The 26,337-nt window shown below is 71.5% G+C and carries 20 protein-coding genes, 1 tRNA gene and 1 other RNA gene; 4 read left to right on the forward strand and 18 right to left on the reverse strand.

The window, feature by feature from the left end:
• Nucleotides 1-128: 128 nt before the first annotated feature.
• The 14 genes from ACFQ9V_RS01215 to ffs form a co-directional block, all read right to left on the reverse strand.
• Complete coding sequence (locus ACFQ9V_RS01215; protein WP_382457362.1) at nt 129-1,238, reverse strand: Rv2578c family radical SAM protein; 1,110 nt, start codon at nt 1,236-1,238, stop codon at nt 129-131.
• Nucleotides 1,239-1,269: 31 nt separating this feature from the next.
• Nucleotides 1,270-2,904 (reverse strand): ABC-F family ATP-binding cassette domain-containing protein, encoded by a 1,635-nt coding sequence (locus ACFQ9V_RS01220; RefSeq protein WP_382457363.1) that lies wholly within the window; start codon nt 2,902-2,904, stop codon nt 1,270-1,272.
• A gap of 259 nt (nt 2,905-3,163) precedes the next feature.
• Nucleotides 3,164-4,666 carry a malate:quinone oxidoreductase gene (locus tag ACFQ9V_RS01225; protein WP_382457364.1) on the reverse strand — a complete coding sequence of 501 codons (1,503 nt, stop codon included), beginning with the start codon at nt 4,664-4,666 and terminating at the stop codon, nt 3,164-3,166.
• Between the two features lie 154 nt (nt 4,667-4,820).
• Nucleotides 4,821-5,894: an aspartate-semialdehyde dehydrogenase gene (locus tag ACFQ9V_RS01230; protein WP_382457365.1), complete on the reverse strand. Its 1,074-nt coding sequence runs from the start codon at nt 5,892-5,894 to the stop codon at nt 4,821-4,823.
• 79 nt (nt 5,895-5,973) lie between these two features.
• The gene (locus tag ACFQ9V_RS01235; RefSeq protein WP_382457547.1) at nt 5,974-7,260 is read right to left on the reverse strand and encodes an aspartate kinase; all 1,287 of its coding nucleotides are present in this window, start codon (nt 7,258-7,260) and stop codon (nt 5,974-5,976) included.
• Between the two features lie 173 nt (nt 7,261-7,433).
• On the reverse strand, nt 7,434-8,030 hold the full coding sequence (recR, locus tag ACFQ9V_RS01240) for a recombination mediator RecR (protein WP_370056432.1): 597 nt from the start codon (nt 8,028-8,030) through the stop codon (nt 7,434-7,436).
• Nucleotides 8,031-8,034: 4 nt separating this feature from the next.
• Nucleotides 8,035-10,473: a DNA polymerase III subunit gamma and tau gene (locus ACFQ9V_RS01245; protein ID WP_382457366.1), complete on the reverse strand. Its 2,439-nt coding sequence runs from the start codon at nt 10,471-10,473 to the stop codon at nt 8,035-8,037.
• A gap of 80 nt (nt 10,474-10,553) precedes the next feature.
• Nucleotides 10,554-11,825, reverse strand: a complete 1,272-nt coding sequence (locus ACFQ9V_RS01250; protein WP_382457367.1) for an acyl-CoA thioesterase/BAAT N-terminal domain-containing protein — start codon at nt 11,823-11,825, stop codon at nt 10,554-10,556.
• On the reverse strand, nt 11,822-13,138 hold the full coding sequence (locus ACFQ9V_RS01255) for an acyl-CoA thioesterase/BAAT N-terminal domain-containing protein (RefSeq protein WP_382457368.1): 1,317 nt from the start codon (nt 13,136-13,138) through the stop codon (nt 11,822-11,824). The genes ACFQ9V_RS01250 and ACFQ9V_RS01255 overlap by 4 nt, the downstream gene beginning before the upstream one ends.
• Nucleotides 13,135-14,499, reverse strand: coding sequence for an acyl-CoA thioesterase/BAAT N-terminal domain-containing protein (locus ACFQ9V_RS01260; protein WP_382457369.1), 1,365 nt, complete (start codon nt 14,497-14,499; stop codon nt 13,135-13,137). Before ACFQ9V_RS01260 ends, ACFQ9V_RS01255 begins: the two co-directional genes overlap by 4 nt.
• A gap of 15 nt (nt 14,500-14,514) precedes the next feature.
• Nucleotides 14,515-15,708, reverse strand: a complete 1,194-nt coding sequence (locus ACFQ9V_RS01265) for an acetate/propionate family kinase (RefSeq protein WP_382457370.1) — start codon at nt 15,706-15,708, stop codon at nt 14,515-14,517.
• Complete coding sequence (gene pta, locus ACFQ9V_RS01270; RefSeq protein WP_382457371.1) at nt 15,705-17,843, reverse strand: phosphate acetyltransferase; 2,139 nt, start codon at nt 17,841-17,843, stop codon at nt 15,705-15,707. The genes ACFQ9V_RS01265 and pta overlap by 4 nt, the downstream gene beginning before the upstream one ends.
• A gap of 2 nt (nt 17,844-17,845) precedes the next feature.
• Nucleotides 17,846-19,273 carry a DUF1254 domain-containing protein gene (locus tag ACFQ9V_RS01275; RefSeq protein ID WP_382457372.1) on the reverse strand — a complete coding sequence of 476 codons (1,428 nt, stop codon included), beginning with the start codon at nt 19,271-19,273 and terminating at the stop codon, nt 17,846-17,848.
• A gap of 106 nt (nt 19,274-19,379) precedes the next feature.
• Nucleotides 19,380-19,476: signal recognition particle sRNA small type (ffs, locus tag ACFQ9V_RS01280), an RNA gene on the reverse strand.
• A gap of 99 nt (nt 19,477-19,575) precedes the next feature.
• Between ffs and ACFQ9V_RS01285 the strand changes: the two genes are divergently transcribed.
• Nucleotides 19,576-19,663: transfer RNA gene (locus ACFQ9V_RS01285), tRNA-Ser, on the forward strand.
• 48 nt (nt 19,664-19,711) lie between these two features.
• Here the strand turns inward: ACFQ9V_RS01285 and ACFQ9V_RS01290 are convergent.
• Complete coding sequence (locus tag ACFQ9V_RS01290) at nt 19,712-20,890, reverse strand: IS481 family transposase (protein ID WP_382457373.1); 1,179 nt, start codon at nt 20,888-20,890, stop codon at nt 19,712-19,714.
• 232 nt (nt 20,891-21,122) lie between these two features.
• On the opposite strand from ACFQ9V_RS01290, the gene ACFQ9V_RS01295 reads away from it, so the two are divergent.
• From ACFQ9V_RS01295 to ACFQ9V_RS01305, 3 genes are read left to right on the forward strand one after another with little or no spacing between them, the layout of a single operon-like run.
• A complete protein-coding gene (locus tag ACFQ9V_RS01295; RefSeq protein ID WP_382457374.1) occupies nt 21,123-21,767 on the forward strand; it encodes a hypothetical protein in 645 nt (214 codons plus the stop codon).
• A 45-nt stretch (nt 21,768-21,812) separates the two neighbouring features.
• A complete protein-coding gene (locus ACFQ9V_RS01300; protein ID WP_382457548.1) occupies nt 21,813-22,748 on the forward strand; it encodes a signal peptidase I in 936 nt (311 codons plus the stop codon).
• A complete protein-coding gene (locus tag ACFQ9V_RS01305) occupies nt 22,745-23,626 on the forward strand; it encodes a LamG domain-containing protein (RefSeq protein ID WP_382457375.1) in 882 nt (293 codons plus the stop codon). The genes ACFQ9V_RS01300 and ACFQ9V_RS01305 overlap by 4 nt, the downstream gene beginning before the upstream one ends.
• Here ACFQ9V_RS01305 and ACFQ9V_RS01310 read toward each other — a convergent pair.
• The 3 genes from ACFQ9V_RS01310 to ACFQ9V_RS01320 are packed head-to-tail and all read right to left on the reverse strand — an operon-like array spanning nt 23,608 to nt 26,328.
• The gene (locus ACFQ9V_RS01310) at nt 23,608-24,174 is read right to left on the reverse strand and encodes a signal peptidase I (RefSeq protein ID WP_382457376.1); all 567 of its coding nucleotides are present in this window, start codon (nt 24,172-24,174) and stop codon (nt 23,608-23,610) included. The two genes, ACFQ9V_RS01305 and ACFQ9V_RS01310, sit on opposite strands and share 19 nt — an antisense overlap.
• Nucleotides 24,155-24,841: a hypothetical protein gene (locus ACFQ9V_RS01315; protein ID WP_382457377.1), complete on the reverse strand. Its 687-nt coding sequence runs from the start codon at nt 24,839-24,841 to the stop codon at nt 24,155-24,157. Before ACFQ9V_RS01315 ends, ACFQ9V_RS01310 begins: the two co-directional genes overlap by 20 nt.
• The gene (locus ACFQ9V_RS01320) at nt 24,838-26,328 is read right to left on the reverse strand and encodes a hypothetical protein (RefSeq protein ID WP_382457378.1); all 1,491 of its coding nucleotides are present in this window, start codon (nt 26,326-26,328) and stop codon (nt 24,838-24,840) included. Before ACFQ9V_RS01320 ends, ACFQ9V_RS01315 begins: the two co-directional genes overlap by 4 nt.
• Nucleotides 26,329-26,337 lie beyond the last annotated feature (9 nt).

A 26,337-nucleotide genomic window follows, 5' to 3' on the forward strand; every position in this document is an offset into this window, starting at 1 on the left:
CCGACGGTGGAGGCGTCGGTGGGAAATCGCGCGTCGGCGGCCTCCCAGTGGGGATTATGGCAGCAACCCTGCCCGCTGTGTACCCCGGGCGGATCGGCGTGTTGTACCCCGTGGGAGTGCGTGACCCCTCAGAACAACGTCGGCTGCACCCCGAGCGTCACCAGCGCCGACTCGGGCGCGACCTCCTCGGGCGCCACCCGATCCGCCACGCGCCGCTCCCCTTCGCCGTCGCGCAGCATCCCGAGCGCCGACGACCGCACGCCCCCGGTCAGCGGATCCTCCCGCCCGCGCTCGAGCCGGTGTGCTCGGATGAGCGGCTTGATCCGCGCCGCAAGCCACGTGCGGTACTCCTTGGGCGCGTACGTGCCTCGGCCGTACATGCTGCGGTACTGGGGCAGCAGCTCCGGATGTTCCCGCCCCAGCCACAGGTAGTACCACTCCTTGACCCCGGGCTTCAGGTGCAGCGCGGTGTAAAGGACACTGGTGGCTCCGGCCTCCTTCGCCTGGCGCAGCGCATCGTCCAGATGCGCCCGCGTGTCCGTGAGGTACGGCAGGATCGGCATCAGGAACACCCCGCAGTCGAGGCCGTGCTCGCGGACGGCGGTGACGGTCGCCAGCCGCGCCTTGGTCGTGGGCGTTCCCGGTTCGACCGACTGCTGGAGCTCGTCGTCGTAGACAGCGATCGACATCGCGAGGTCGACGGGGACCCGCTTCGCCGCCTCCGCCAGCCGGTCGAGGTCGCGCCGGAGCAGCGACCCCTTGGTGAGGATGCTGAACGGCGTGCCGGAGTCGGTCAGCGCGTCGATGATGCCGGGCATGAGCGCATAGCGCCCCTCCGCCCGCTGGTACGGGTCGGTGTTGGTGCCGAGCGCCACCGGGTGGTGGCCCCAGCTCGGCTTCGTCAGCTCCGTGCGCAGCACGTCGGCCACGTTGACCTTGACGATGATCTCCTGGTCGAAGTCCTTGCCCTGGTCGAGCTCCAGATAGCTGTGTGTGGGACGCGCGAAGCAGTACACGCAGGCGTGCGAGCAGCCGCGGTACGGGTTGATCGTCCACCCGAAGGGCATCGGCCCTCCCCCGCCCGGGATCTTGTTGAGCGCCGACTTGGCGAGGATCTCGTGGAACGTGATGCCCGCGAACTCCGGCGTGCGCACCGACCGCACCAGGTTGTTCAGCCGGGCGAGACCGGGCAGGGCCGACGGCGTCTCCACCGCCAGCTCCTGCCCGCTCCACCTCATGGGACTATTCGAACATATGTTCGAAACTTCGTCAAGCGTCGCGCAGCGTGGCGCTCCGCAGCGACACCACCTCCCCCGTCCAGCGCTCGCGCAGCCACCGGTCGTGGCTCGCCACCACGACAGCGGCGGGGTATCCGCCGAGGGCGGCCTCCAGCTCGGTCGCCAGCGTGAGCGAGAGGTGGTTGGTCGGCTCGTCCAGCAGGAACACGTGCGGAGGCCGCGCCATGATCAGCGCCAGCGCCAGTCGGCGCTGCTGCCCGACGGACAGCGCGCCGACATCCCGGTCGAGGTCGCGCGGCGCGATCAGGCCGAGCCCCGAGAGCGGGACGGCCTCCGCGCGCCGCTCCCCCAGCGCCAGCTCGTAGATCCGCCGCGGAGTCTGCGTCGGATCCGCGAAACGCACGTCCTGCTCCAGGAGCTCCACTCGCAGGCCGCGCCGGCGCTGCACCGTCCCGACGAGCGGCACGATCCGCCCGGCGAGCACCGAGAGCAGCGTCGACTTCCCGGCACCGTTGGCCCCGGTCACGAGCACGCGCGACTGCGCCTCCACCGCGAACCGGTCGAGCCTCAGCCGGCCGGGAACATGGAGGTCGTCCGCCTGCAGCAGCGACCCGGCCTCCCCGCCGACGGGCTGGAACCCCGCGGGGATGCCGGAGAAGCCGAGCGGTTTGGGCGGCTTGCGGACCTGCGAGCTGGTCAGCTCCTCCAGCCGCCCGTCCGCGTTGCGCACGCGCCGGCTGATCTGGCGGTCCAGGGTGTTGCCCTTGTACGACTTCACGAACTTGTCGTTGTCGCGGACCTTGCCCGACCAGGCGATGGAGCGCGCGGTCACGTCGACCGCGTGCTTCAGCGCAGCGAGCTCGGCCTGCTCGTCGGCGTACTGCTTCTCCCAGCGGTGCCGCTCGGCCGTCTTCTCGGCGAGGTACGCGCTGTAGCCGCCGCCGAACACCGTCGTGCCGGTGCGCGTCGGGTCCAGGTCGAGGAGGCCGGTGGCCGCCGAGTCGAGGAACGCGCGGTCGTGGCTCGCGAAGAGCACCGGACCGTGCCAGCCGAGGAGCTGGGACTCCAGGAACGCCGCTGCCGCGTCGTCCAGGTGGTTCGTCGGCTCGTCGAGCAGCAGCGCCTCCGGCCGCCCGAGCAGCAGCGCGGCCAGCGCGAACCGGCTGCGTTGCCCTCCCGAGACCTCGTCCAGTCGCCGGGCCAGCGGGATGGCGCCGACCCCGAGACCGTCGAGGAGCGCGTCGCGACGTGACTCGATCGACCACACCTCGGCGAGCTCGGCCGCCGCGAGGGCGGCGTCGTACCGCGTGTGCGCAGCGGGGTCGTCCCCCGCGAGCGCCGCCGCCGCGGCCTCCAGCTCGCGCTCGATGGCGCGCACCTCGGTGAGGGCGTCCTCGATCAGCGTGGCGAGCGTCTCGTCGGGCCGGAAGCGGACCTCCTGCCAGAGGAAGCCGACCCGCTTCGGCCGCTGGACGACGCCGGAGTCCGGGGTCTCGGCGCCGGCGAGCACACGCAGCAGCGTGGACTTTCCCGCGCCGTTCTCGCCGATCAGGCCGAGGCGGGCGCCGGGAGGCACGGTGAGGGAAACATCCGAGAGCACGCGCCGGTCGCCGTAGCTGACGGAGACACCGTCGGCGCGCAGTGGAGTGAGAGTGAGTGTTGGCAAAGTGGACCACCTTCCGGGCGCTCCATCACGGAGCAGGCTCCCGCCGGGCGGACTTCCGCGATGAGTGCGCCGGAGCGCCCGGTGCTGGATGACCAGGCGGCGCAGGACCTATGGGGTCGCTCACTCGATCGACGGCGCCTCGGGCGCGGGACGAGAGGAGGTGATCACTTCATAGCGAGGACGACGATAACAGGTCGCGCCCGCGACTGTCCAGCCGATCCGTACCGAAGGGTACGGATCGGCTGCGGACGATCAGGGGTCAGGCCCGGACGACCTGACCGGCGGGGCTCTCCGCCAGGTCGAGCACCGCCGCGGTCTCGGCGAGCACGCGCTCGGCCTCCTTCGGGCGGTCGTTGAGCGTGGTGCCGACCGTCGGGATGAGCTGCTTCAGCGTCGGCAGCCAGCCCTCGTAGCGGTCGGGGAAGCAGCGCTTCAGGAGGTCGACCATGATCGGCACAGCCGTCGACGCGCCAGGGGACGCACCGAGCAGACCGGCGATCGAGCCGTCGGCGGAGGCGATCACCTCGGTGCCGAACTGCAGCACGCCGCCCTTCTTCGGGTCCTTCTTCATCACCTGCACGCGCTGGCCGGCGGTGATGAGCTCCCAGTCCTCCGACTTCGCGGTGGGCATGAACTCCTGCAGCGCCTTCATCTTCTTGGCGCGGTTGGCGAGCACCTCGCCCACCAGGTACTTGATGAGGCTGAAGTTGTCGCGCGCGACCGCGAGCATCGGGCCGAGGTTGCCCGCGCGGACCGAGCCGGGCAGGTCCCACCAGCTGCCGCTCTTCAGGAACTTGGGGCTGAAGCCCGCGTACGGGCCGAACAGCAGGGAGGTCTCGCCGTCCACCACGCGGGTGTCGAGGTGTGGGACCGACATCGGCGGAGCGCCGACCGCGGCCTTGCCGTAGACCTTCGCCTGGTGCTGCGCGACGATCTTCGGGTTGGAGGTGCGGAGGAACTGGCCGGAGATCGGGAAGCCGCCGAAGCCCTTGATCTCGGGGATGCCGGACTTCTGCAGCAGGTGCAGGGCGCCGCCGCCCGCGCCGACGAACACGAAGCGCGCGAGCGCCTCGTGCGGGGTGTGGCCAACCTCGTGCCGCACCTTGATCTTCCAGAGCTCGTCCGCGGTGCGCTTGATGCTGAGCACCTTGTGGTTGAGGGCGAGCTCGGCGCCGTTCGCGACCAGGTCGTCGACGAGCGCGCGAGTGAGCGCGCCGAAGTCGACGTCGGTGCCCGCGGTCTGGCGGGTGGCTGCGATGCGCTGCTTGGCGTTGCGCTTCTTGGTGAGCAGCGGGGTCCACTCGCCGATCGTGGCCGGGTCCTCCGAGTACTCCATGCCTTCGAACAGCGGCTGGTCCTTGAGCGCCTCGTAGCGCTTGCGGAGGTAGCGGACGTTGTCGCGGCCGCGCACGAACGTCATGTGCGGCGTCTCGTTGATGAACGTGTTCGGGGCGGGCAGGTGGCCGGCGGCGACCAGGGAGGCCCAGTACTGCCGGCTGAGCTGGAACTGCTCGTTGATGCTGATGGCCTTGGCGGGGTCGACGCTGCCGTCGGCGGCCTCCGGCATGTAGTTCAGCTCGCAGAGGGCGGCGTGGCCCGTTCCTGCGTTGTTCCACGGGTTCGAGCTCTCCTGGGCGACTTCGCCAAGGGACTCGTAGATGCGGATGGTCCAGTCGGGCTGGACGCGCTGGATCATGGAGCCCAGCGTCGCGCTCATGATGCCGCCGCCGATCAGGACGACGTCGATGGGGTCAGTGCTCACCAGACAATCCTACGGTGAGTGGGCTCGCACCCCACCGTCGCACAGTTATCTGTCTCGACATCAAGACATCCGCAGCGCCCTAACCCAACGAGGGGCACGTTGTTGTCACTTTCGGGGCGCGAAAGTGACAACAACGTGCCCCTCGGCGGAGGGATTAGCCGGCGACGCGGGAGGCGAGGCGGGCGGCGACGAGTTCGGCGATCTGCACCGCGTTGAGAGCGGCGCCCTTGCGGAGGTTGTCGTTGCTGATGAACAGGGCGAGGCCGCGGCCCTCCGGGGCGCCCTCGTCCGCGCGGATGCGGCCGACGAAGCTCGGGTCCTGGCCGGCGGCCTCCAGCGGGGTGGGGACGTCGGTGAGCTTCACGCCGGGCGCGTCGGACAGCAACTCGGTCGCGCGCTCGGGGCTGATCGGCGACGCGAACTCGGCGTTGATCGACAGCGAGTGGCCCGTGAACACGGGCACCCGCACGCAGGTGCCGCTCACGAGCAGCTCGGGGAGGCCGAGGATCTTGCGGCTCTCGTTGCGGAGCTTCTTCTCCTCATCGGTCTCGTTGGCGCCGTCCTCGACGATCGAGCCGGCGAGCGGGATGACGTCGAACGCGATCGGGCGCACGTACTTGACCGGCTCGGGCATCGCGACGGACGAACCGTCGTGCACGAGCTGGAGCAGGTTCTCGTCGGCCACCGCGGTGCGGATCTGGCCGGCCAGCTCCTCGGCGCCGGCGAGGCCGGAGCCCGACACGGCCTGGTAAGTGCTCACGATGAGGCGCTGGAGGCCGGCCTCCTCATGCAGGACCTTCAGCACGGGCATGGCGGCCATCGTGGTGCAGTTGGGGTTCGCGATGATGCCCTTGCGCGCGTCGTCGATGGCCTCGGGGTTCACCTCGGAGACCACGAGCGGCACGTCCGGGTCCATCCGCCAGCCGCTGGAGTTGTCGATGACGATGGCGCCGGCCTCGGCGAACCGGGGCGCGTGCGCCTTCGAGCCGGTGGCGCCGGCCGAGAACAAGGCGATGTCGATGCCGGAGACGTCGGCGGTCTCCACGTCCTCGACCGTGATCTCCTCGCCGCGGAACGGCAGCTTCGTGCCGGCCGAGCGAGACGACGCGAAGAAGCGGATGCTCTTCACCGGGAAGTCGCGCTCCTCCAGCAGCTGCCGCATCACGGCGCCGACCTGGCCGGTGGCGCCGACGACGGCGATGTCGAAGCCGGGAGTGGTCTCGCTCATGGTGTGTCCTTCGGTGTCGTGGTCTGAAGAATGGAACGGGATGGCGGCGGCGGCCATTCCCGCTGGCGGCCGGAGCGGCTCAGCGGCCGGTGCCCGCGTAAACGATCGCCTTCTCGTCGCCGTCCAGCCCGAAGGCGGTGTGCACGACGCGGGCGGCCTCCGCCACGGTGTCGGCGCGGGTGACGACCGAGATGCGGATCTCGCTGGTGGAGATCATCTCGATGTTGATGCCGGCGACGTAGAGCGCCTCGAACAGCTTCGCGGAGACGCCGGAGTTGGTCCGCATCCCGGCGCCGACCAGCGCGAGCTTGCCGATCTGGTCGTCGTACTGGAGGGCCTGGAAGCCGACCTCGTCGCGCTCGCTGTTCAGGGCGGTGAGGACGCGCTGGCCCTCCGACTTCGGGAGGGTGAACGAGATGTCGGTGAGGCTGGTGGCCGCGGCGGACACGTTCTGCACGATCATGTCGACGTTGGCGTTGGCCTTCGCGACGATCTTGAAGATCTGCGCCGCCTTGCCGGGGACGTCGGGCACGCCGACGACGGTGATCTTCGCCTCGCTCAGATCGGTGGCGACTCCGGAGATGATCGGCTCTTCCACGATTCCATCCTTCTTCGCGGCCTCGGCCGCTGCTGCTTCGTTGAGGACGTACGTGCCCACCCGGTTCGAGAACGAGGAGCGCACGTGCAGGGTCACGTTGTGGCGGCGGGCGTACTCCACCGCGCGGATGTGCAGGACCTTGGCGCCGGCGGCCGCGAGCTCGAGCATCTCCTCGCTGGTGATGCGGTCGATCTTGCGGGCGAGCGGGACCTGGCGGGGGTCGGAGGTGAACACGCCGTCGACGTCGGTGTAGATCTCGCAGACTTCGGCGCCGAGCGCGGCGGCGAGGGCGACGGCGGTGGTGTCGGAGCCGCCGCGGCCGAGGGTCGTGATGTCGCGGGTGTCGCGGTTGAAGCCCTGGAAGCCGGCGACGATGGCGATGGCGCCCTCGTCCAGCGCCTCCTTGATGCGGCCGGGGGTGACGTCCACGATGCGGGCGGCGCCGTGCTGGGCGTCGGTGATCATGCCGGCCTGGCTGCCCGTGAACGAGCGCGCGTCGTAGCCCATGCTCTTGATCGACATCGCGAGCAGCGCCATCGAGATGCGCTCCCCCGCCGTGAGCAGCATGTCCAGTTCGCGCGGCGCGGGGATCGGTGTGACCTCGTGGGCCAGGTCGACCAGCTCGTCGGTGGTGTCGCCCATGGCGGAGACGGCCACGACGACCTCGTTGCCCGCCTTGCGCGTCTCGACGATGCGCTTGGCGACGCGCTTGATGCTCTCGGCGTCGGCGACGGACGAGCCGCCGTATTTCTGAACGATCAGGGCCACAGGCACTCCAGAACTCACGGGAGTGACCATTCTACCGGCCGGGGATATGCCCGCCCGGCCATGTGACGGAACGCCCAGGCGACCGTCGAGGGGCACGTTGTTGTCGCTTTTCACGCCCAGAAGTGACAACGACGTGCCCCTCGGCGGATGGGGGTGGGGTGTGGGGATGGGGGTCAGGAGACCTGGCGGCGGCCCTCGAAGGCGCGGCCGAGGGTGACCTCGTCGGCGTACTCGAGGTCGCCGCCGACGGGGAGGCCGGAGGCGAGCCGGGTGACCCGGATCTCGAGCGTGGTCAGCAGGCGGCTGAGGTAGGTGGCCGTGGCCTCCCCCTCCAGGTTGGGGTCGGTCGCGATGATGACCTCCTGCACCGTGCCGTCGGCGAGGCGCTGCATGAGCTGCCGGATGCGGAGGTCGTCGGGGCCGACGCCGTCGATCGGGCTGATCGCGCCGCCGAGCACGTGGTACAGGCCGCGGAACTCGCGCGTGCGCTCGATGGCGACGACGTCCTTGGCCTCCTCGACCACGCAGATCGTGTCGGGCGAGCGGCGCGGGTCGCGGCAGATCGTGCAGGTCGGCTGCTCGGAGACGTTGCCGCAGATCTCGCAGAAGCGCACCTTGTCGCGCACCTCGAGCAGCACCTCGGCAAGCCGGGTGACGTCGAAGCTCTCGGTCTGCAGGATGTGGAACGCGATGCGCTGCGCCGACTTCGGCCCGATGCCGGGGAGCCGGCCCAGCTCGTCGATCAGCTCCTGGACGATGCCCTCGTACACGGCGTTACCTCATGCCGTTCATGGGAGGGGCGGGCTGCTCCTCCAGGAAGCGCGCGCCGAGGATCTCGCGGACGACCGCCTCGCCGTAGCGCTGCGGGGCCTGGAAGGTGGGCGTGCGGGCGCCGGAGGCGGGGGCGGATCGCTCGGGGGCGGGACGGGTGGCGGCGGGGCGGTCGGTCGCAGGGCGCTGGGGAGCCGACTGTCCGGGAGCGGGGCGCTCGGCGGCCTGGCGCTCCGGGGCGGGACGCACTGCGTCGCGCTGGGTGGCGGTGGAGGTCACGGCGGTCTCGGCGGCGGACGGCGCTGCCGCCCAGTCGCCTTCGGGCTCTTCCGGCACCTCTGACTCGTAGGGAGGCTCGATCTCCTCCGGCGCCTCCAGGTCGTCCGGCGGCACCTCGTCGGTCGCGGGAGCCGCGGACGGAACGGCAGCAGGCGCGGGGGTGCGCACGGGAGCGACCTGCGGACGTTCCAGTGTGGCGACGGCGGCGGCCGCGGACGCCGGGATCGCGACCGTCGCCCACTCTGTGACGGAGGCCGCCGGACCCGAAGCGGTGGACGACGCGGGCGCAGCCGACGACGCCGGGGCGCCTGGCGCCTTCGACGAAGCGGGGCGCGCAGGGGCGGCAGTCGCGGACCCGTCCCCATCGGCTCCGGGCCAGGTCGGCGCCTCGGGGGCGGAGGGCGCTCCCGCGGACGGGCGCGGAGACGCTCCACCCGCAGGAGAGCCGTCGGCGCGCGCGATGAACTTGACCCGGATGCCCAGGATGTCGATGATCGCCTGGCGCAGGTACTCGCTCACGCCCTGACCGCCCTGCGCCTGCGGCTGGCGGAAGCTCTGCACGTCGTTGTCGCTCGGGAACGACAGCGTCAGCACGTCGTCGTTCAGCGCGCGGACCTGTGCGGTGAACACGACCATCCACGCGCTGCGCTTGGCGCGCTGCACGGCGTCGAGGATCTGCGGCCAGGAGTCCTTGACCTGCTGGGTGCTGACGGCGCCGACGGTCGCGGGCGCAGCGGGAGCCGCGGGCGCGGCCACCGGCTCGGGAGCTGCCGGGGCCGGAGTCGGCTCCGCGGTCTTCGCGGCCTTCGCGGCCTTCGCGGGAGGCTCGACGGGCTCCGGCGCGGCCGGCGTCGGGACCGAGGCGGCCACCGGGGCCGAAGCAGCCGGTGCAGGAGCAGTCACGGGCGCCGGAGAAGGAGCAGGCGCGGGCACCGAAGCGCGAGCGGGAGCAGCCACAGGCGCAGGCGCAGCAGCCTCCCGCGCCCCACCCGCATCGCTCACCCCGACCCGCCGCTCCAGCCGCTCGACACGCGCCAATGCCCCACGCTCGCTGTCGTCGCTCGACGGCACCAGCACGCGCGCGATCATCAGCTCCAGGTGCAGGCGCGGCGAGGTCGCGCCGGTCATCTCGGTGAGCGCGGCGTTCACGATGTCGGCGGCCCGGCTGAGCTCGGCCGCGCCGAACTTCATCGCCTGCACGCCCATCCGGTCGAGCTCGTCCTGCGGCACGCCGCGCAGCACCGCGGCAGCGCCGTCGACGCTCGTCGCGGCGACCACGATCAGGTCGCGCAGCCGCTCCAGCAGGTCGTCCACGAAGCGCCGCGGGTCCTGCCCGGTCTGGATGACGCGGTCCACGGCAGCGAACGCGCCGGCCGCGTCGCGCGCGGCGATGGCGTCGATGACCTCGTCCAGCAGCGCGGCGTGCGTGTAGCCGAGGAGGGCGACGGCGCGCTCGTACTCGATGCTGCTGCCCTCGGAGCCGGCCATCAGCTGGTCGAGCAGGGACAGCGTGTCGCGCGGCGAGCCGCCTCCGGCGCGCACCACCAGGGGCAGCACGCCCGGCGCGACCGTCATCCCCTCGCTGTCGCAGAGCTGCTGGACGTACTCCAGCATCTGCGCGGGCGGGACGAGCCGGAACGGGTAGTGGTGGGTGCGCGAGCGGATCGTGCCGATGACCTTCTCGGGCTCCGTGGTCGCGAAGATGAACTTCACGTGCTCCGGCGGCTCCTCCACGATCTTCAGCAGGGCGTTGAAGCCCTGCGGCGTGACCATGTGCGCCTCGTCGAGGATGAAGATCTTGTAGCGGTCGCGGGCGGGGGCGAAGATGGCGCGCTCGCGGATGTCGCGGGCGTCGTCCACGCCGTTGTGGCTGGCGGCGTCGATCTCGACCACATCGAGCGATCCGGAGCCGTCGCGGCTCAGCTCGACGCAGCTCTCGCACTTTCCGCATGGGGTGTCGGTGGGGCCCTCCGCGCAGTTGAGGCAACGGGCGAGGATGCGGGCCGACGTGGTCTTGCCGCAGCCGCGCGGCCCGGAGAACAGGTAGGCGTGGTTGACCCGGTTGGTGCGCAGCGCCGTCATGAGCGGCTCGGTCACCTGCGACTGGCCGATCATGTCGGCGAAGGTGTCGGGCCGATAGCGGCGATACAGAGCGGTTACCACCCACACATGCTACTTGCCGCGACTGACATTCCGGCCGTTCCGGGGAACTCCGGCGCGGGCGCGGTCGGCGGGGCCCGCGGTCAGTGCCCCGGCACCGACGACGGAGCCGTCAGCGCGGCCACGATGTCCGCCCAGAGCGCCTCCCTCGCCCGCTCCGTCGGCTGCGCGGCGGCGCCGGCCGGCAGCAGCAGCGGCGTGTACGGCGGCAGGTAGAAGAGGTGCGTCGCGGCTGGCGCGATCAGGTACGCGTCGCCTTCCTCCAGGGGGCGCTTGCGCGCACCGGCCTCCAGCCAGGCGCAGCTGTTCGCGAGCTCCTCGTCCCGTCCGGCGCAGCCGAGCACGACGGGACCGGGGATGCGCTGGATGTCGAGCACGGCAGCGGGCGCCGGGTCGTGGGTCCCCGTCGTGCACGGCACCCAGTCCCCGCCGACCGTCACGGCCGGGCTCGGCACCGGCGACGGGCAGATCAGCCCGGTGGTGCCGCCCGGCGCGATCGCGCCGTAGACGGTGCCCGGATAGGCGGAGGCGGCCCAGAGGGCGAGCTGCGCGCCGCGCGAGGCGCCGAAGGTGAAGATCCGCTGGCCGTCCACTCCCGGCTGCGACTTGAGCCAGCTCAGGGCGGAGAGGAACCGCTCGGCGGGGAGGCTGTGCACCGGGTCGAGCTGCCCGGCGGAGCCGTAGGTGGAGAGGTCGAGCGTCGGGAAGCCGAAGGCCGCCAGCGTCGCCGACACGAGCACGCCGGTCGGCTCCCCCGGATCGGTGCCGTCGAACACGATGATCCCCGGCCGCACGCCCTCCGTCGAGCTCGTCGGCTGGAAGTAGTCGCCGGTGATGCCGTCGTCGAACACCGCGCGCGACGGCGCCGCGACCGACAGCCCGGTGCGCTGCACCCGGGTCTCGGCGACCCTGCGGCCGCCGACGGAGGCCTGGAGGTCGACAGAGAACGACGACCCGCCCCAGGTGACGTCGGAGGTCGCCGCCTCCCCTGTGCTGCTGCGCATCGTCCAGAACAGGCCCATTCCGTCCGCGCCGGTGAACGGCGCCTCCAGCGGAACGTCCCGCGCGAGGTCGACCACGCCGTCGCCCGGCACGGCGTAGACCGCCTGCGACGACCACAGGCCGCCGGGCACCAGCGACGCACGGATGGTCACCTCCTGCCCCGGCGGCAGCGCGAGGACCTGGATGCCGACCGGCTGCCACACCGGGCTCGGGTTCGCGCTCAGCGCGAAGCGCGGTCCCGCCGCGCCCTGCTGTGCGCCGCAGCCCACCAGCGCGACCGCCGCGAGCACGACGCCGGCCAGCGCCGCGAGCACGCGGCGTGCGGCGAAGCGGGTCCTCCTGGCGGGGTTCACGGTCCGATGGCTCCTTCCAGCAACGCGGTCACCCGCGACCAGAATGCCACCCTGGCGTCCTCGGTTGCCTGCGCCGTGGCCGGTGGGAGGCCGTCGAGTCCGATCGGCAGCATCGGCGGCGCGCTGAGCTCGTGCGCCGAGCCCGGGGCGATCAGGGTCTCCCCCAGCGCCCGCGCTCCGCGCTCGTCCGCCCCTGCACGGGTCCACTCGCACGCGCTCGGGAGCTGCTCGTCGGCCGTTCCGCAGGCGAGCAGCAGCGGCCCCGGGATGCGGTTCAGCGGCAGGATCGGCGTGTCCGCGATCCGGCTGTTCGGGCTGGCGCACGGCACCGGACGGCCCTCGTTCAGCAGCGTCGGCGCGCCGGACGACGACGCGCACAGCTCGGCGGTCGGTCCGCTCGCGGCGATGGCGCCGTAGACCGTCTGCGGCTCGCTCGCCGCGAACCAGAGTGCGAGGGGGGCCGCGCGACCGGTGCCGTAGACGATGATGTGGTCCGGGTCGACGCCCGGGTCCCGCGCGAGCCAGGCGCGCGCGGCGTCGAAGGCCTCCACCGAGAGGGCGGCCGAGCCGGGGATCTGCCCCTCCGGCCCGAAGGCGGGGAGCATGAGCACGGGGAAGCCGATCGCGGCGATCCGGCGCGCGGCGAAGGCGCCGGACGCGGCGTCGTCGTCGCCGTCGATGAGGACGACTCCGGGCCGTGGATGCACGAGCGTTGGCAGCGGGCTGAACAGCGTGCCCGCCCGCAGCGCCTGGGTCTGGTCGGCGGAGAGCCCGGCGCCGGCGGGGGCGGCGGCACTGGTGGGGTCGGCAGCTCTGGCGAGGGAGTCCACCGTCACGACGCGCTCGACGCTCTGGGCGGACAGCGGCGTGCGCGGCACCCGGGCGACGGCGGCCCTGGCGCCCTGCTGCTCGGCGGTGAGCTCGACCTGCACAGGGCCCTCGGCCCAGGCGCGCTCGAGCTGCGACTGGCTGAGGGAGGGGCCGGACATGCTCCAGAACGGCGCGGCGGCGTCCGGCCGCACGTACGGGGCGGTGATCGGCTGCTGGGAGGAGAGGTCGACCCGGCCGCTGGGCGGGACGGCGTAGAGCGCGCGGGAGGTCCAGGTCCCCGCCGTCGTGCTCGCGGTGGCGCGGAGGACGACGTCCTCCCCCGGCGTCAGGCCGGTGAGCGAGACGACGACCGGATCGGCGGTGGCGTTCCCGAAGCGCGCGACCACGATCCGGGCTCCGCCGGCCGGTGCGACGCAGCCGGCGAGGGCCGCGACCGCGACGATCGCGGCCGCGGCGGCGAGCGCGCGCAGCCGGCCCCTCACGACAGCACCGCCCTCAGCAGCAGCTGCCCGACCGCGTTCCAGAACGCGATCCGCGCCTGCTCGGTCGCCTGGCCGCCGGCGCCGGACCCGTCGCCCGGCTCCGGCAGCGCGATGGGGAGGCCGGGCGGCACCGTGACCGCGTGCGCCGCGCCGAGGCCCACGAGCAGCTTGTCGCCCGCGCGCGGCGCCCTGGTGGCGGTCAGCTCCTGCTGCACGGCGCACGCGCCGGGGAACACGTGGTCGACCTGGCCGCAGGTCAGCATGACCGGCCCGTTCACGACGCCCAGCGGCGGCGCGGCCGTCGTCCCGACGCCCGGGCTGCGCTCGCAGGGCACGCCGACGCCGTGCTCGAAGACCGGCGACGCGCTCGATCCCGCGAGGCAGAGCAGCTCGGCAGGCCCGGCTCCCGCGAACAGCCCGTGCAGCCGGGTGGGGAACCGGTTCGCCGCCCAGATCGCCAGCTGCTCCGACGCCCCGGTGCCGTAGACGAAGACGTGGCGCGCGTCGACCGAGGCGAGCCCGTCCAGCCAGTCCAGGATCGCCGAGATCGTCCCGGCATCCGTCACCGTGGACAGGTGCACGCCGTCCGCCGACGTCATCGGCACGACGAACACCGAGGCGCCGAACTGCGAGAGGAGGGGCGCCGTGAAGTCCGCCGACGCCCCCGGGGTCGGATCGTCGAACATCAGCACAGCAGGCCCGGTCGGGCGCTCGAGGGACGACGCGTCGTAGAACCGGCCGATCGGCACGTCCTCGTGTGTCTCGTGCGGCGGGAGCGCGACGCCCGCGCCCGCCGACGCGAGGTCGTGCGTGAAGACGGTCCGGCCGTCCACCGTGCCGCCCAGCCCTTCCAGCCGGAAGGTGCGCCGGGCGACGACCCGGTCGCCGTCGCTCGCGGTCAGCGTCACCTGGTTCGTGTCGCGCATCCACTGCTGGGCGAGGTCGGCCGGGCCCAGCGCCGGGCCGCGCAGCGACCAGAACAGGCCGGCGGAGTCCGGATCGGTGAACGGCGCGAACAGCGGCTTGTCGCGCGCGAGGTCGACCGTCCCGTCGCCGGCCACGTCGTAGCTGGCGGCCGACGTCCAGGCGCCGCGGGAGGAGTCGAGGGAGGCCGTGATCCGCACCCGGGTCCCCGGCTCGGCGTCGATCAGCTCCAGCGGGACCGGCCACAGCACGGAGCTGTAGCGGATCAGCGGCGGCGTGATGAAGTGCGGGCCGACCTGGGCGCCGTCATTGGCGCATCCCGCCAGCGCGGCGCCGACCGCGAGCACCGCGACGACCGAGGCGGCGAGCGCGGGCCGCAGTGCGGACTCCGGGGTGGACCTGCCGTCCCGCCCGACTCCGTCGCCGCGCCGCCGCATGGTGCACCCGTCCGCTCAGCCCGCGCCCACCGCCTGCAGCGACTGACGGGCGATCTCCAGCTCCTCGTCGGTCGGCACGACGAGCACGGCCACCCGCGAGTCGTCGGTGGAGATGAGCCGCGCGTCATGGGAGGGGCTCGCGTTGCGCTCGGGGTCGAGGCGGATGCCGAGCACCTTCAGGCCCGCGCACACCTCGGCGCGCAGCCGGAAGTCGTTCTCGCCGACGCCCGCGGTGAAGGTCAGCACGTCGAGGCCGCCGAGCTCCGCCGTGTAGGCGCCGATGTAGTGCTTGAGCCGGTGGACCGTGGTGTCGAGCGCGAGGCGCGCAGCGGCGTCCCCCGACTCAGCGGCGTGGCGGACGTCCCGCATGTCGCCGTGGCCGGAGAGCCCGAGCAGGCCGCTGCGCCGGTTGAGCAGCTCGTCGAGGTCGTCGATGCCGAGCCCAGCGCGCCTGGCCAGGTGCAGCAGCACCGCGGGGTCGAGGTCGCCGGACCGGGTGCCCATGACCAGCCCCTCCAGCGGCGTCATCCCCATCGAGGTGTCGACCGAGCGGCCGGCGTCGACGGCGCAGACCGACGCGCCGTTGCCGAGGTGCAGGACGATCTGCTTCAGCTCGCCGAGCGGCCGGCCCAGGAACTCCGCCGCCGCCGCCGCCACGTACTTGTGCGAAGTGCCGTGGAAGCCGTACCGGCGGACCCTGTGCTTCTCGGCGAGGGCGGCGTCGATCGCGTACGTGTACGCCTCCGGCGCGAGCGTCTGGTGGAAGGCCGTGTCGAAGACCGCGACGTGCTCCACGTCGGGGAACGCCTTCTTCGCCGCGCGGATGCCCTGCAGGTTGGCCGGGTTGTGCAGCGGGGCGAGGTCGGAGAGGTCCTCGATGTTGATCTCCACCAGGTCGGTGACGATCGTCGGCTCGAAGAACCGCTTGCCGCCGTGGACCACCCTGTGCCCGACCGCGGTGAGCGGGTTCTCGTCCAGGCTCGGGCCTTCGGCGGCGAACGCGTCGAGCATCACCCGGAAGGCGGCGGTGTGGTCCGGGATCGCGAGCGTGGTCTCCCAGGCGCCGCCCGGTCCCGTGTGCCGGATGTGGCCGGAGGGCTCCCCGATGCGCTCGACGAGTCCGGAGGCCAGCGCCTCCTCGCTCCCGGCGTTGATGAGCTGGTACTTCAGCGACGACGAGCCGCTGTTGACCACCAGGACCGCGCTCATGTCAGCGCCGCCTGGATCGCGGTGATCGCCACGGTGTCCACGATGTCGTCGACGGTCGCTCCGCGGGACAGGTCGTTGATCGGCTTACGGAGGCCCTGGAGGACCGGCCCGATCGCGACCGCTCCCGCGCTGCGCTGCACCGCCTTGTAGGTGTTGTTGCCGGTGTTGAGGTCGGGGAAGATGAACACCGTCGCGCGGCCGGCGACCTGCGAGCCCGGCATCTTCGCCGCCGCGACCGCTGCGTCCGCCGCCGCGTCGTACTGGATCGGGCCGGCGACCGCGAGCTGCGGCGCGCGCTCCCGGACCAGCTCGGTCGCCGTGCGCACCTTGTCCACGTCGGCGCCAGCTCCGGAGTCGCCGGTCGAGTACGACAGCATGGCCACGCGCGGGTCGATGCCGAACTGCTCCGCGGTGCGCGCCGACGAGACGGCGATGTCGGCGAGCTGCTCGGCCGTCGGGTCGGGCACAACGGCGCAGTCGCCGTAGACCAGCACCCGGTCCGCCAGCGCCATCAGGAACACGCTCGACACCACGGAGACGCCGGGGGTGGTCTTGATGATCTCGAACGCCGGGCGGATGGTGTGCGCCGTCGTGTGCGCGGCGCCCGACACCATCCCGTCGGCGAGGCCGAGGTGCACCATCATCGTGCCGAAGTAGGAGGCGTCGGTGACGGTGTCCGCCGCCTGGTCGACGGTGATGCCCTTGTGCGCGCGCAGCTTCGCGTACTCGTTCGCGAACCGCAGCCGCAGCACGTCGTCGAACGGGCTGAGCACCTCCGCCTTGCCGATGTCGACGCCGAGCTCGATCGCGCGCGACCGCACCTCGAACGGCTCGCCGAGGATGGTCAGGCGGGCGACGCCGCGCGCCAGCAGGGTGGCGGCGGCGCGCAGGATGCGGTCGTCCTCCCCCTCCGGCAGCACGATGTGCTTGTCCGCGGCGCGGGCACGCTCGATGAGGTCGTACTCGAACATGAGCGGCGTGACCACCGCGTGCCGGGAGACGTCGAGCAGGGCGAGCAGCCGCTCCGCGTCCACGTGCCGCTCGAACAGCGCGAGCGCCGTGTCGTACTTGCGCTGCGAGTCGGCGGCGAGCCGGCCGCGCGCGTGCGTGATGCGCACGACGGTGTCGTAGGTCTGAAGCGGTGTGCGGACGATCGGCAGCGGCGAGCGGAGGCCCGCGAGCAGGCGCTCGATCGGCTCGGGGAGGTCGAAGCCGCCGTTCAGGACGATGCCCGCGATGGACGGGAAGGTGCCGGACGCGTTCGCCATCAACACGGCGAGCAGCACCTCGGTGCGGTCGCCTGGCACCACAACGACCGCGCCCTCCGCGAGCCGCGGCAGCACGTTGTTCATCGACATGCCCGCGACCACGACGCCGAGCGCCTCGCGCGCCAGCAGGGCCTCGTCGCCCGCGATCAGCTCGGCGTCGGTGACCTCCATGATCGAGCGGATGCTGGGGGCGACCAGGAAGAGGTCCTCGGGGATCGCCCACACCGGCGGCAGCTCGGGGCCGGAGGCGGCGGGGGGGCCCGCGGCCTGCACCGCGTCGCTGACGGCGGCCACGATCGCGTCGAGCCGGTCGCCGTCCGCGCGGTTGGCGATGACCGCCATGACGCCGGCGTGCTCCTGGCGCAGCTCGGCGAGCGCGAGCTCCGCGAGCTGACGCAGCTCCTCCGGCGAGCGCGGATCGGCCTGCCCCAGCCGTTCGCCGAAGCCCTGGCCGATGCGGCCTCCCAGCACCAGCAGCACGGGCGCGCCGAGGTTCGCGGCGATGCGCGCGTTGTAGCCGAGCTCGGTCGGGCTGCCCACGTCGGTGTAGTCGGAGCCGAGGATGACGACCGCGTCGCTGCGCGCCTCCACCTCCCGGAAACGCCGGACGATCTCGCCGAGCGCCGCGTCGGCGTCGGCGTGCACGTCGTCGTAGGTGACGCCGATGGCCTCCTCGTAGCCGAGGTCGACGGTCACCCGGTCGAGCAGCAGCTCGAGCACGTAGTCGCGTTCGACGGCGGAGCGCGCGATCGGCCGGAACACGCCGACGCGTTCGACGGAGTGCCGCAGCGACTCCAGGACGCCGAGCGCCACCGTCGACTTGCCGGTGTGTCCTTCCGCGGAGGTGATGTAGAGCGAACGGGCCACTTTCAGCGGGTCTCCTCGTCTGTGTTGCGGTCTGCGCGGTCTGCGCTTTCGATGCTGCTTGGGCTGTCGATGCTGTCTGCGCGTTCGATCGGCGCGAGGCGGTAGCTGCCCTCGAGCACGGCGGGGCCGGGGGCGTACAGCCGCAGCAGCGGCCGGAACTCCCCCTCCGGCGCGGGCAGCCAGTTGGCGGCGGCCTTCGCGTCGGCCGGCCGGGTCGCGCTGATCGTGATGGTCAGCCCGCCGTCGTCGTCGTACACGATCCCTGGCGTCCGGTCGCCGATCGAGTACCGCCCGATCGGGTTCGTCACCAGGAAGAAGTGCGGGAGGTCGTACATGGTCAGCGACCAGAACGCGTGAACGGGCGGGGTCGGGCTCAGGCGCAGCCGGTAGACATGGGCGCCGCTGAGCTGCTCGCCTGCGGCGTCCACGTAGGTCGGGAAGTACGCGGCCTCGTACCCGTGGTTGCCCCACAGCCCGCCGAGGGCGGCGCCGGCCCGGCGGGCGTAGCGGGTGGTCGAGTCGGTGAGCTGCCAGCCGCGGCCGTCGAGCGCGCCGACCTCGAAGAAGTCGGTGTTGTAGTCGAAGACGTGGAGGTTCACCTGCCAGCCGTCGGTCGTCGGCACGGTCGTGTGCAGCGACGACTCCAGCGCCTGCTTGCCGACCGCGTACCCCTCCTCGAGCGCGTCGCGGACGTCCTCCGGCAGTTCGGCGATCGGAGTCGCGCCCGTGAGCCCGATCGGCTCGTACGTCGCCAGCGCGTCCCGGTCGTGGTCGGCGGGAGGGAACTCCTGCGACCACACCCGCATCCGCTCGAAGAAGGTCAGCGCCTCGGTCGGGCCGGCCGCCACCTCCGGGATGCCCGCAGGCGGCGCGAACATCTCGAGCGTCGGGGTCAGCGCGGTGGCGTCCTGGAGGGCGTGCACGGCGGGGAGGTCGTCCTCCCCCGCGACCGCCCAGCGCCCGACGATCGTGCCGACCCGGGTCGGGAAGCGGATGACGGCGGATTCGCCTCGGTCTTCGTCTCCGCGTTCGTCCTCCCAGCCGGGCGGGACGAGCAGGAACTCACCCGCCGACGAGCCGGTGGCCCGCGTGCCGACGTAGGCGAAGTTGTTAGTCCAGGCGTCCACGAACTGGAGCACGTAGTACCGGTCGCCGACGGCGGGGACGGTGAGGCGGACCGGCCCGACGCTCAGGTCGAGCTGCGCGATCGAGTACAGGGTGTCGTTGTTGACCGAGACGAAGGTCGTCTCCGGGCCGGCCAGCGTGCGCGCGTGCCCGAACGCGTTGAACGGCGTCGGCGGCACCGCGCCGAGCCCCTCGCGGGTGAACCGCCCGACCTGCTCCAGATCGAACACGAGCGGGAACCCGACCACGAACGCCTCGGAGGCGAGCTCGGCGATCCCGTGCTCGACGGCTTCCTGCTCGGTCATACCCGCACCTCGACTCGTCGGAGTGTCATTCTACGAAGCGTAGAACAATGGTCAGCTGCTGTGCTGCCCACACTCTACGCGGCGCGTGTGACGGGTGCCTGAACACGAAAAAGACCCCCCACGCACCCGCCAGAGCCCGGTTACCCTTGCTGCGTTTCCGCCCTGGGGGAGTTGGCCTGGATGGCGCCACGTGGGGAGCCGCGAACCAGTGTAGCGGGTCGGACTGGGAGGCCGTGCACAGCGGGACCTCCGGCGTCCGCTAAGATATTGTGAGCCGTCGCCCGCAAGGTGATGGCGTCCCAGGAGAATTCGCCTAGTGGCCTATGGCGCACGCTTGGAAAGCGTGTTGGGTGCAAGCCCTCGGGGGTTCGAATCCCCCATTCTCCGCCATGTGATGAGTCGGGACATATGTTCCAGATGAGTCGCGACATTGGTTACTCAGAGAGAGCCCGGCCATCGGCCGGGCTCTCTCTGTTGGTTGCGCCAGTTGCTTCGGGTGGGGTCGATGGTGTGGGTGGAGAGCACCTCGCCGGTGTGTAGGGCGATGACGGTGACGGTGGTGTCGTCGAGCATTGCGAGGATGCGGGTGCCGCGGTGGTTCGCGCCGATGCCGAGGTGGTGCATGCGGCCGGCGCGGCGGAGGCTGATCTTGCCGTGCTGGTCGACGTGGTCGTAGCGGATTCGGTAGTGGCCGGGGGTGCGCGCGTCGGCGGGGAGCGCTTTCGGAGTGGCGCGGTAGGCGGTGCCGGGTGTTGATCCGCGCAGGGCGCGGTGGGGGCGGTGTTCGTTGTAGTGGTCGCGAAAGGTGTCGAGTTGCTGCTGCAGGTCGGCCAGGGTTATGGCGGCGGGGCGGGCGGCGAGCCACCGTTTCTGCGTTTGGTGGAAGCGTTCGATCTTGCCTTGGGTTTGCGGGTGGCCTGGTGAGCCGTTCTTCTGGGTGACGCCCAGGAGTGGCAGCAGGTATTCGAAGGCGTTGCGGCCGCCGCCGAAGCGGGCGGTGTAAACCCGTCCGTTGTCGGTGAGAGTGGAGGCGGGGACGCCGTTTTCCTCGGTCGCGGCGAGGAAAGTAGCGACGACGTCATCGCCGGTGACCGGGGTGTGGGCGGTGCAGGCCAGCAGGTAGCGGGAGTGGTCGTCGAGCCAGTTCAGGATCTCGGCATCGGTGCCGTCGGCCAGGCGCCAGTGGGTGAAGTCGGACTGCCAGGTCTCGTTGGGTTGCGCGGCTTGGAAGCGGACGTAACTGGAGCGGGGTCGTTTGCGCGGCTCGGGCACCACGAGCCCGGCCTCGTGGAGGATGCGCCGGATGGTCGAGACGGCTGGCGCGGTGAGGCCTTCGTGGCCGAGGTGCCAGGAGATGGTGACCGGCCCTGCATCCAACCCGTTCCCGGTCAGCTCTTGCCGCAGCTGCACGATTCGGTTGCGCACCTCCTCCGAGGCACGGTGCGGACTGGTGTGGGGTGCCCGGGATCGTGGCTCGACCGCGTCCAAACCGCCCTCACGGTAACGGGTCAGAAGCCGATGCAGATGCTGGCGGCTCATCCCGAACTCGGCAGCCGCCGCGGAGACGGTGAGCTGCTCGGACACGACCTTCAACACGGCGACCCGGTTCTTCGACACGAGAGCGACTGTCTCCTATGACGCGACTCACGTGTCACCTATCAACTGTCACCTATGTCGTGAACCCAGACACCCTCAGATCCACCGTCGGAAGGCCGACATCCGCGTGATCACGCGGTTGTCGGCCTTTTTCGTTTCTTCTTCGGCCGCGCTGCGTCATTCTCACGCTGTCAGGCGATCTCTTTACGCGAAGCTCCAACCCGCAGTCTTCGACACCCGTAAAGGAACGACCATGACCATCACCGAATCGAGCAGCAGGAAGCGTCGCCGGCTGACGCCGCTGGCCCTCATCGCAGGAGCGGTGGGAACCGTGCTGCTCGCGCTCAGCCTCACCGGGACCCTGTCCGGGTTCGTGGCGAGCATCACCAACACCACGAACACGGCCGGCACCGGTGCGCTCGTCATGCAGGAGAAGGACTCCACCGGCACCATCACCTGCCTCAGCACGAACGGCGGCTCGGTGTCGACGAACGCCGCCACCTGCTCGACCATCAACAAGTTCGGCGGCAATATGGCCATGGTGCCCGGCACTGCGGTCTCGACGAACATCACCATCACGAACACCGGCACGGTGCCGGCGAACACCTTCACGCTGACCCCGGGCGCGACCTGCACCCAGTCGGCGAACGGCGCCGCGAACGGCACCGCGACCGACCTGTGCGCCAAGCTTTCGGTGGTCATCACCTCCGGTGCGACCACCGTCTACTCCGGCACGGTGGCGGCTCTCGCCGGGCACGCGCCGTTCGCGCTGGCGACGCCGGTGGCGGCGGGCACGACCGTGCCGTTCACGTTCGCTGTGACGCTCGCCTCGACGGCGGACAACACCTACCAGGGCCTGCAGGCGTCGCTGCCGCTGACCTGGGCATTCGCCAGCTGAGTTCCGTTCCGCATCCCTACCCGAAGGGCCAGGCGGTGCAGCGTGATGCCCCCGTCGCGCTGCACCGCCGTCAACACCATGAACGTCCCCACCCGCACCCCCGCAGTCCCCGCAGCGATCATCGCTGCCGGCCTGGCCGGCGTCCTGATCGCGGTCGTGATCGCGATCCTTGCCGCGTTCTGGAGCACGGGGTGGCGCTGGTTCATCGTCGAGTCTCCGTCGATGGGCCGGACCGCCCCCGTCGGCACGCTCGTCATCACGACTCCCGTCCCCGCCTCCGCCGTGCACGTCGGTGACGTCATCACCTTCCACCCGCCGACCTCCCCGGACGAGACCTACACGCACCGGGTGAGGGACATCACTCCCGCCGGGAAGCTCATCACCCGCGGCGACATCAACGGCGCCACCGACCCGTGGCAGCTCAGCGGACACGACCTGGTGGGAAAGGCGGCCGCGGTCCTCCCCGGCTGGGGCTGGCTCATCCGCTCCCTGCCCTTCCTCTTCGTCGGCGGGTTGCTCGTGTGGGCGCTCACCGGGTGGTTCGCCACCGCGCGCTGGCGGGCGCCGCTGCGCGTCATCGGTGCGAGCCTGGTGTTCGCCGTTACGGCCGCGATCGTCCGTCCGTTCGTCGGCTTGATGGTCCTTGCCACCCAGTCCACCCACCGCGGGGCCAACGCGACGCTCGTGTCCACCGGCCTGCTCCCCATCCACGTGCAGGCCCTCGGCGGCACCGGCGTGGACCTGGTCAGCGGGCAGGTCGGCTCAGTCCACGTGCCCCGCCTCGCCGACGACGGCTACTACCACCTCGCCGCCACGCCCACCTTCAGCCTCCTCGGCTGGATCATCGTCGGCATCGTGTGCGCAGCACCGCTCCTCTGGTGCCTGATCGTCGGGCTGCCCGGCGAGGAGCCGCAGTCCGAGGGGGCGAAGCCGGCCGAGCGGCCCCAGGGGAAGCCGAGGCTGGGGGAGGCGACAGCATGACGCCCACCGCACGCGTCATCCGCCGCCTGTCCGTCGGCTGGCCGGGCGCCGTGGGGCTCGCGGTCATCGTCGCGGTCGCCATCGTGTTCGGAGTCGTGCCGTCCACGTCGGGCGGCTTCCTCGCGCAAGTGGCGAACACCACGAACACTGCCGGCACCGCCCCCTACTTCACCTGCCGGGCGGCGATCAGCGACCCCGCCCTCGGCCCGCTGGTCGCGCTCCCGCTCACCGAGGCGGCAGGCTCCACCACCGCGAGCGACATCTCCGGCACCGCGAACACCGGCACCTATCGCGGGCCGATGACCACCACGACCCTCACGGCAGCCGACGCGTGCCCGCGCGACTCCGGCACGGCCTGGCAGCCCCGCGCGACCGCGAGCTACATCACGACCGCCACGTCACGGCTCGCGCCGGCCCAGTACACGCTCGAGGTCTGGTTCCTCACTCTGTCGACGGGAGGGAAGCTCGTCGGCTTCGGCGACAGCATCACCGCCTCGTTCCCGCTCACGACCGACCGGCAGCTGTTCATCGACAACACCCGCAACCTCGTTTTCGGCGCGCTCGACTCCAGCGACGTCAAGCACACCATCACGGCGCCGACCGTGCTCAGCACGGGCACCTGGTACCACGCGGTCGCCACGTTCTCACCCGCGACCGGGATGCGGCTCTACCTCAACGGCAGCCTGGTCGCCTCCGACGCGACCGTGACGACCTCCTGGTCCTACTTCGGCTACTGGAGGTTCGGCTACGACAACCTCACCGGCTGGGCCGCACCGACACCCTCGTACTTCTTCCACGGCACCATGCGATTCGCGGCCGCCTACTCCACCGTGTTCACCCAGGCCCAGGTCACGGCCCACTACGACGCGGGCCGGTGAGTCGCCGGCGCCGTGTGCCGCGACGGCGCCTTCTCCCGCCGTCGCCCGAACACGATCACCGCGACCAGCGCAGCGACGTACGTCGCCACCGCCGCGATGCCCAACGGAGTCCTGGCTGCGAGCGCGATCGTTCCGGCCACCGGGACGACGCCGACGAAGCTGCCCACCGACGAGACCACGTACGGCAAGGGGTCCTCTGTCGCGTTGGCGTCGCCTTTCAGGCGCAGCGTGGTGACGCCGCCCTTCGTTGTGATCTCTTTGACCCGGTGCGTGATGAGGCCCGTGGCGCCGTCCTGCCGTGGGACCGTCACGATGTCCCCCTTCACGACCTGTGTCGCGGGGACGGTGCGGTAGAAGACCAGCGACCCGACCGGCAGCGTGGGCTCCATCGATCCGGAGATCACGACCACAGGGCGCAGGCCGAACACTGCGCAGACGGCGACGGTCACGATCGCGATCGCGCCGAGGACGGCCGAGAACGTGAGCAGGGCCGAGCCGAACCACTGCCACAGCGAGCGACGGGGGCGTTCACGACGTCGACGCGCCATCGAACTCCACCTCCAATGCGGTCTGACCGAAGTTGTAGGCGACGGTGGGCGGAGAGTCCACGTAGTAGAGGCTGATGGCGAGGTCGTGCCGGCTGCCGGCGTCACCGGCCACCCACGCGCTCCCATCGGTGAGCGCGGGCGCTCCGCGGGGCGCGAGCCGGCCGATCACGCCCGATGCGCTCGCGACCGGGACGCCCTGGGTGGGGTCCGTCGCGCTTCTACCGACCAGGAGCTGCCCTGTCGTCGTGTCCACGACGGTGACGCGGAGGAACCCGGTGATGTTGGGACTGCTGCCCGCCTGGCCGTAGCCGGCCGGGTCCGACGGCTTGACGGCGACCGTCACGGCGGCGGCGAGGTCGGCGCTGTTGTTCGCCACCCCGAGGTTCACCGTGACCGTGCGGCCGGGGACGAAGCTGTCGTCGCCGGCGATCGGCACCGTCATGCCCTGGCCCGGGAGCGCTTCGGCGACCTGCTCGCCCGGGAGGACGGAGACGATGTCGAACTGCGCGGAGCCGATGCCCTCCGGGCCGACGTTGAGCATGGCTGCGTCCGTGAAGGCGCTCATGGTCTGTCCGGCCGTGACCAGGGTGGCGGTCACCACCAGCGTGCCGGCGGAGAGGGTGGCCAGCGCGATCCGTCTTCTCGTTGTCTTCCTGTGCTTCATCACGACCCCGGCGGAATCATGGTCGTCAGCCCCTGGACGGCGTTCGTCGGGGTGGTGTTCGCGCCCCAGCTGTTGATGATGGACGAGTACGTGTTGTTGTTCCCTCCCGCGGTCCCGCCGCCCCAGTTGACGTAAGAGCCATCGGCGTTCACCGCGGTGCCGGAGTAGCCGAACGAGCCGACGGCTGTGACGGTGCTGCCGAGTGGAACGATCTGCGCAGGAGTGACGATGTTCGTCGTCGAGGGCGTGCCGAGGGTAGGGTCGGGCCCCCGGCCGAACGAATAGCGGCCGTAGATGTAGACCTGACCGGATGCGCCGAGCACTTGGACGTAGTCCTCACTGGGTGCGACCGCTGCGACGGTGTCGTTGTTGGGCAGCGTCAGCGCTAGCGGCTGCGCGCTGACGGCGCCGGAGACGTACGGGCGACCAGTGCCTTGGTTGTTCGCGTCACCCCACGTCACCATGTGACCGCCGTCGAAGACGAGCTGGTTGCCGAAGTAATGGCCGGTGAGCGAAGTGATCGTGCAGGTGTCGCCGGCGGAGCCCATGACGACGCCGACGGTGTCGCACCCGGACTGCGCGAACGCCGACAGGATGGTCGACCGGAACGGGGCGTTCCGGTTCACGCCCAGGTTGTCCCCTGACGGGTCGGACGCGTACGACGATCCCGCGTTCGCCCAGCCCCACCAGAAGACGCCGGTTGTCGTGTCGTTGGGGTTGAAGTTGCCGCGGATCGCCCAGCCGTTCCACATCCCGGCGCCGATGCTGTGCACGCCGGACATGATCAGGGACGGCGTCGGCGAGGACGCGGTCGGGGTGCCCTGGCCGGTGATCCCGCGCGCCTGCGCGTACCCCCAGGTGTAGAGGTCCCCGGTGCTGGTGAGCGCCATGAAGACGCCGGACGACGAGCGCAGGTCCACGACGGTGCCGGGGATGGAGACCGGACCGGGCTGCGTGTACGGGATCGGCGAGCTGGGGCGTCCCATCACATTGTTCGTGCTGCTGCCTCCCCACGTGTAGACCTGGCCGTCGTCGGACAGCGCGGCCATCCCGGTGTAGTTGATGTCGGTGGGGTAGTAGTCGTCGAGGCTCGTCCCGGCGACGCGCACGATGTAGCGGTGATTCTGGCCGGTGTAGCCGGTGTTCGGGAGGATCACGGGTGTCGGCGGCGCGGTGGACGGGACGGTCAACGTCCCGTTCCCGGCGAGGCCGTTCCCGCGGAAGCCCCACACCCAGAGAGTGCCGTCGTCCTGGATCGCTGTCGCGGTGTTGGCGAGGTAGGTCTTCGTCGGGACCATCCGCGTCGTCTGGGTGAGCAGCGGCGACTGGTCCGCTGAGGTCTGGGCCTGGGCGGTGTCCATGTAGGCGGCGGTCGTGGGCGGCACCACAGCGAGCGCGGCGAACGCGACGGCGACGAGGCCGACGAGGCCGGCGACGCGAGGCGCGGTGCGTCTGCGGATCGGACGTCTGGGCCGTGTGGTTCGATCCATCGATGGGTG

It is taken from the genome of Leifsonia sp. NPDC056665 (assembly GCF_042791795.1).
GTDB lineage: Bacteria > Actinomycetota > Actinomycetes > Actinomycetales > Microbacteriaceae > Leifsonia.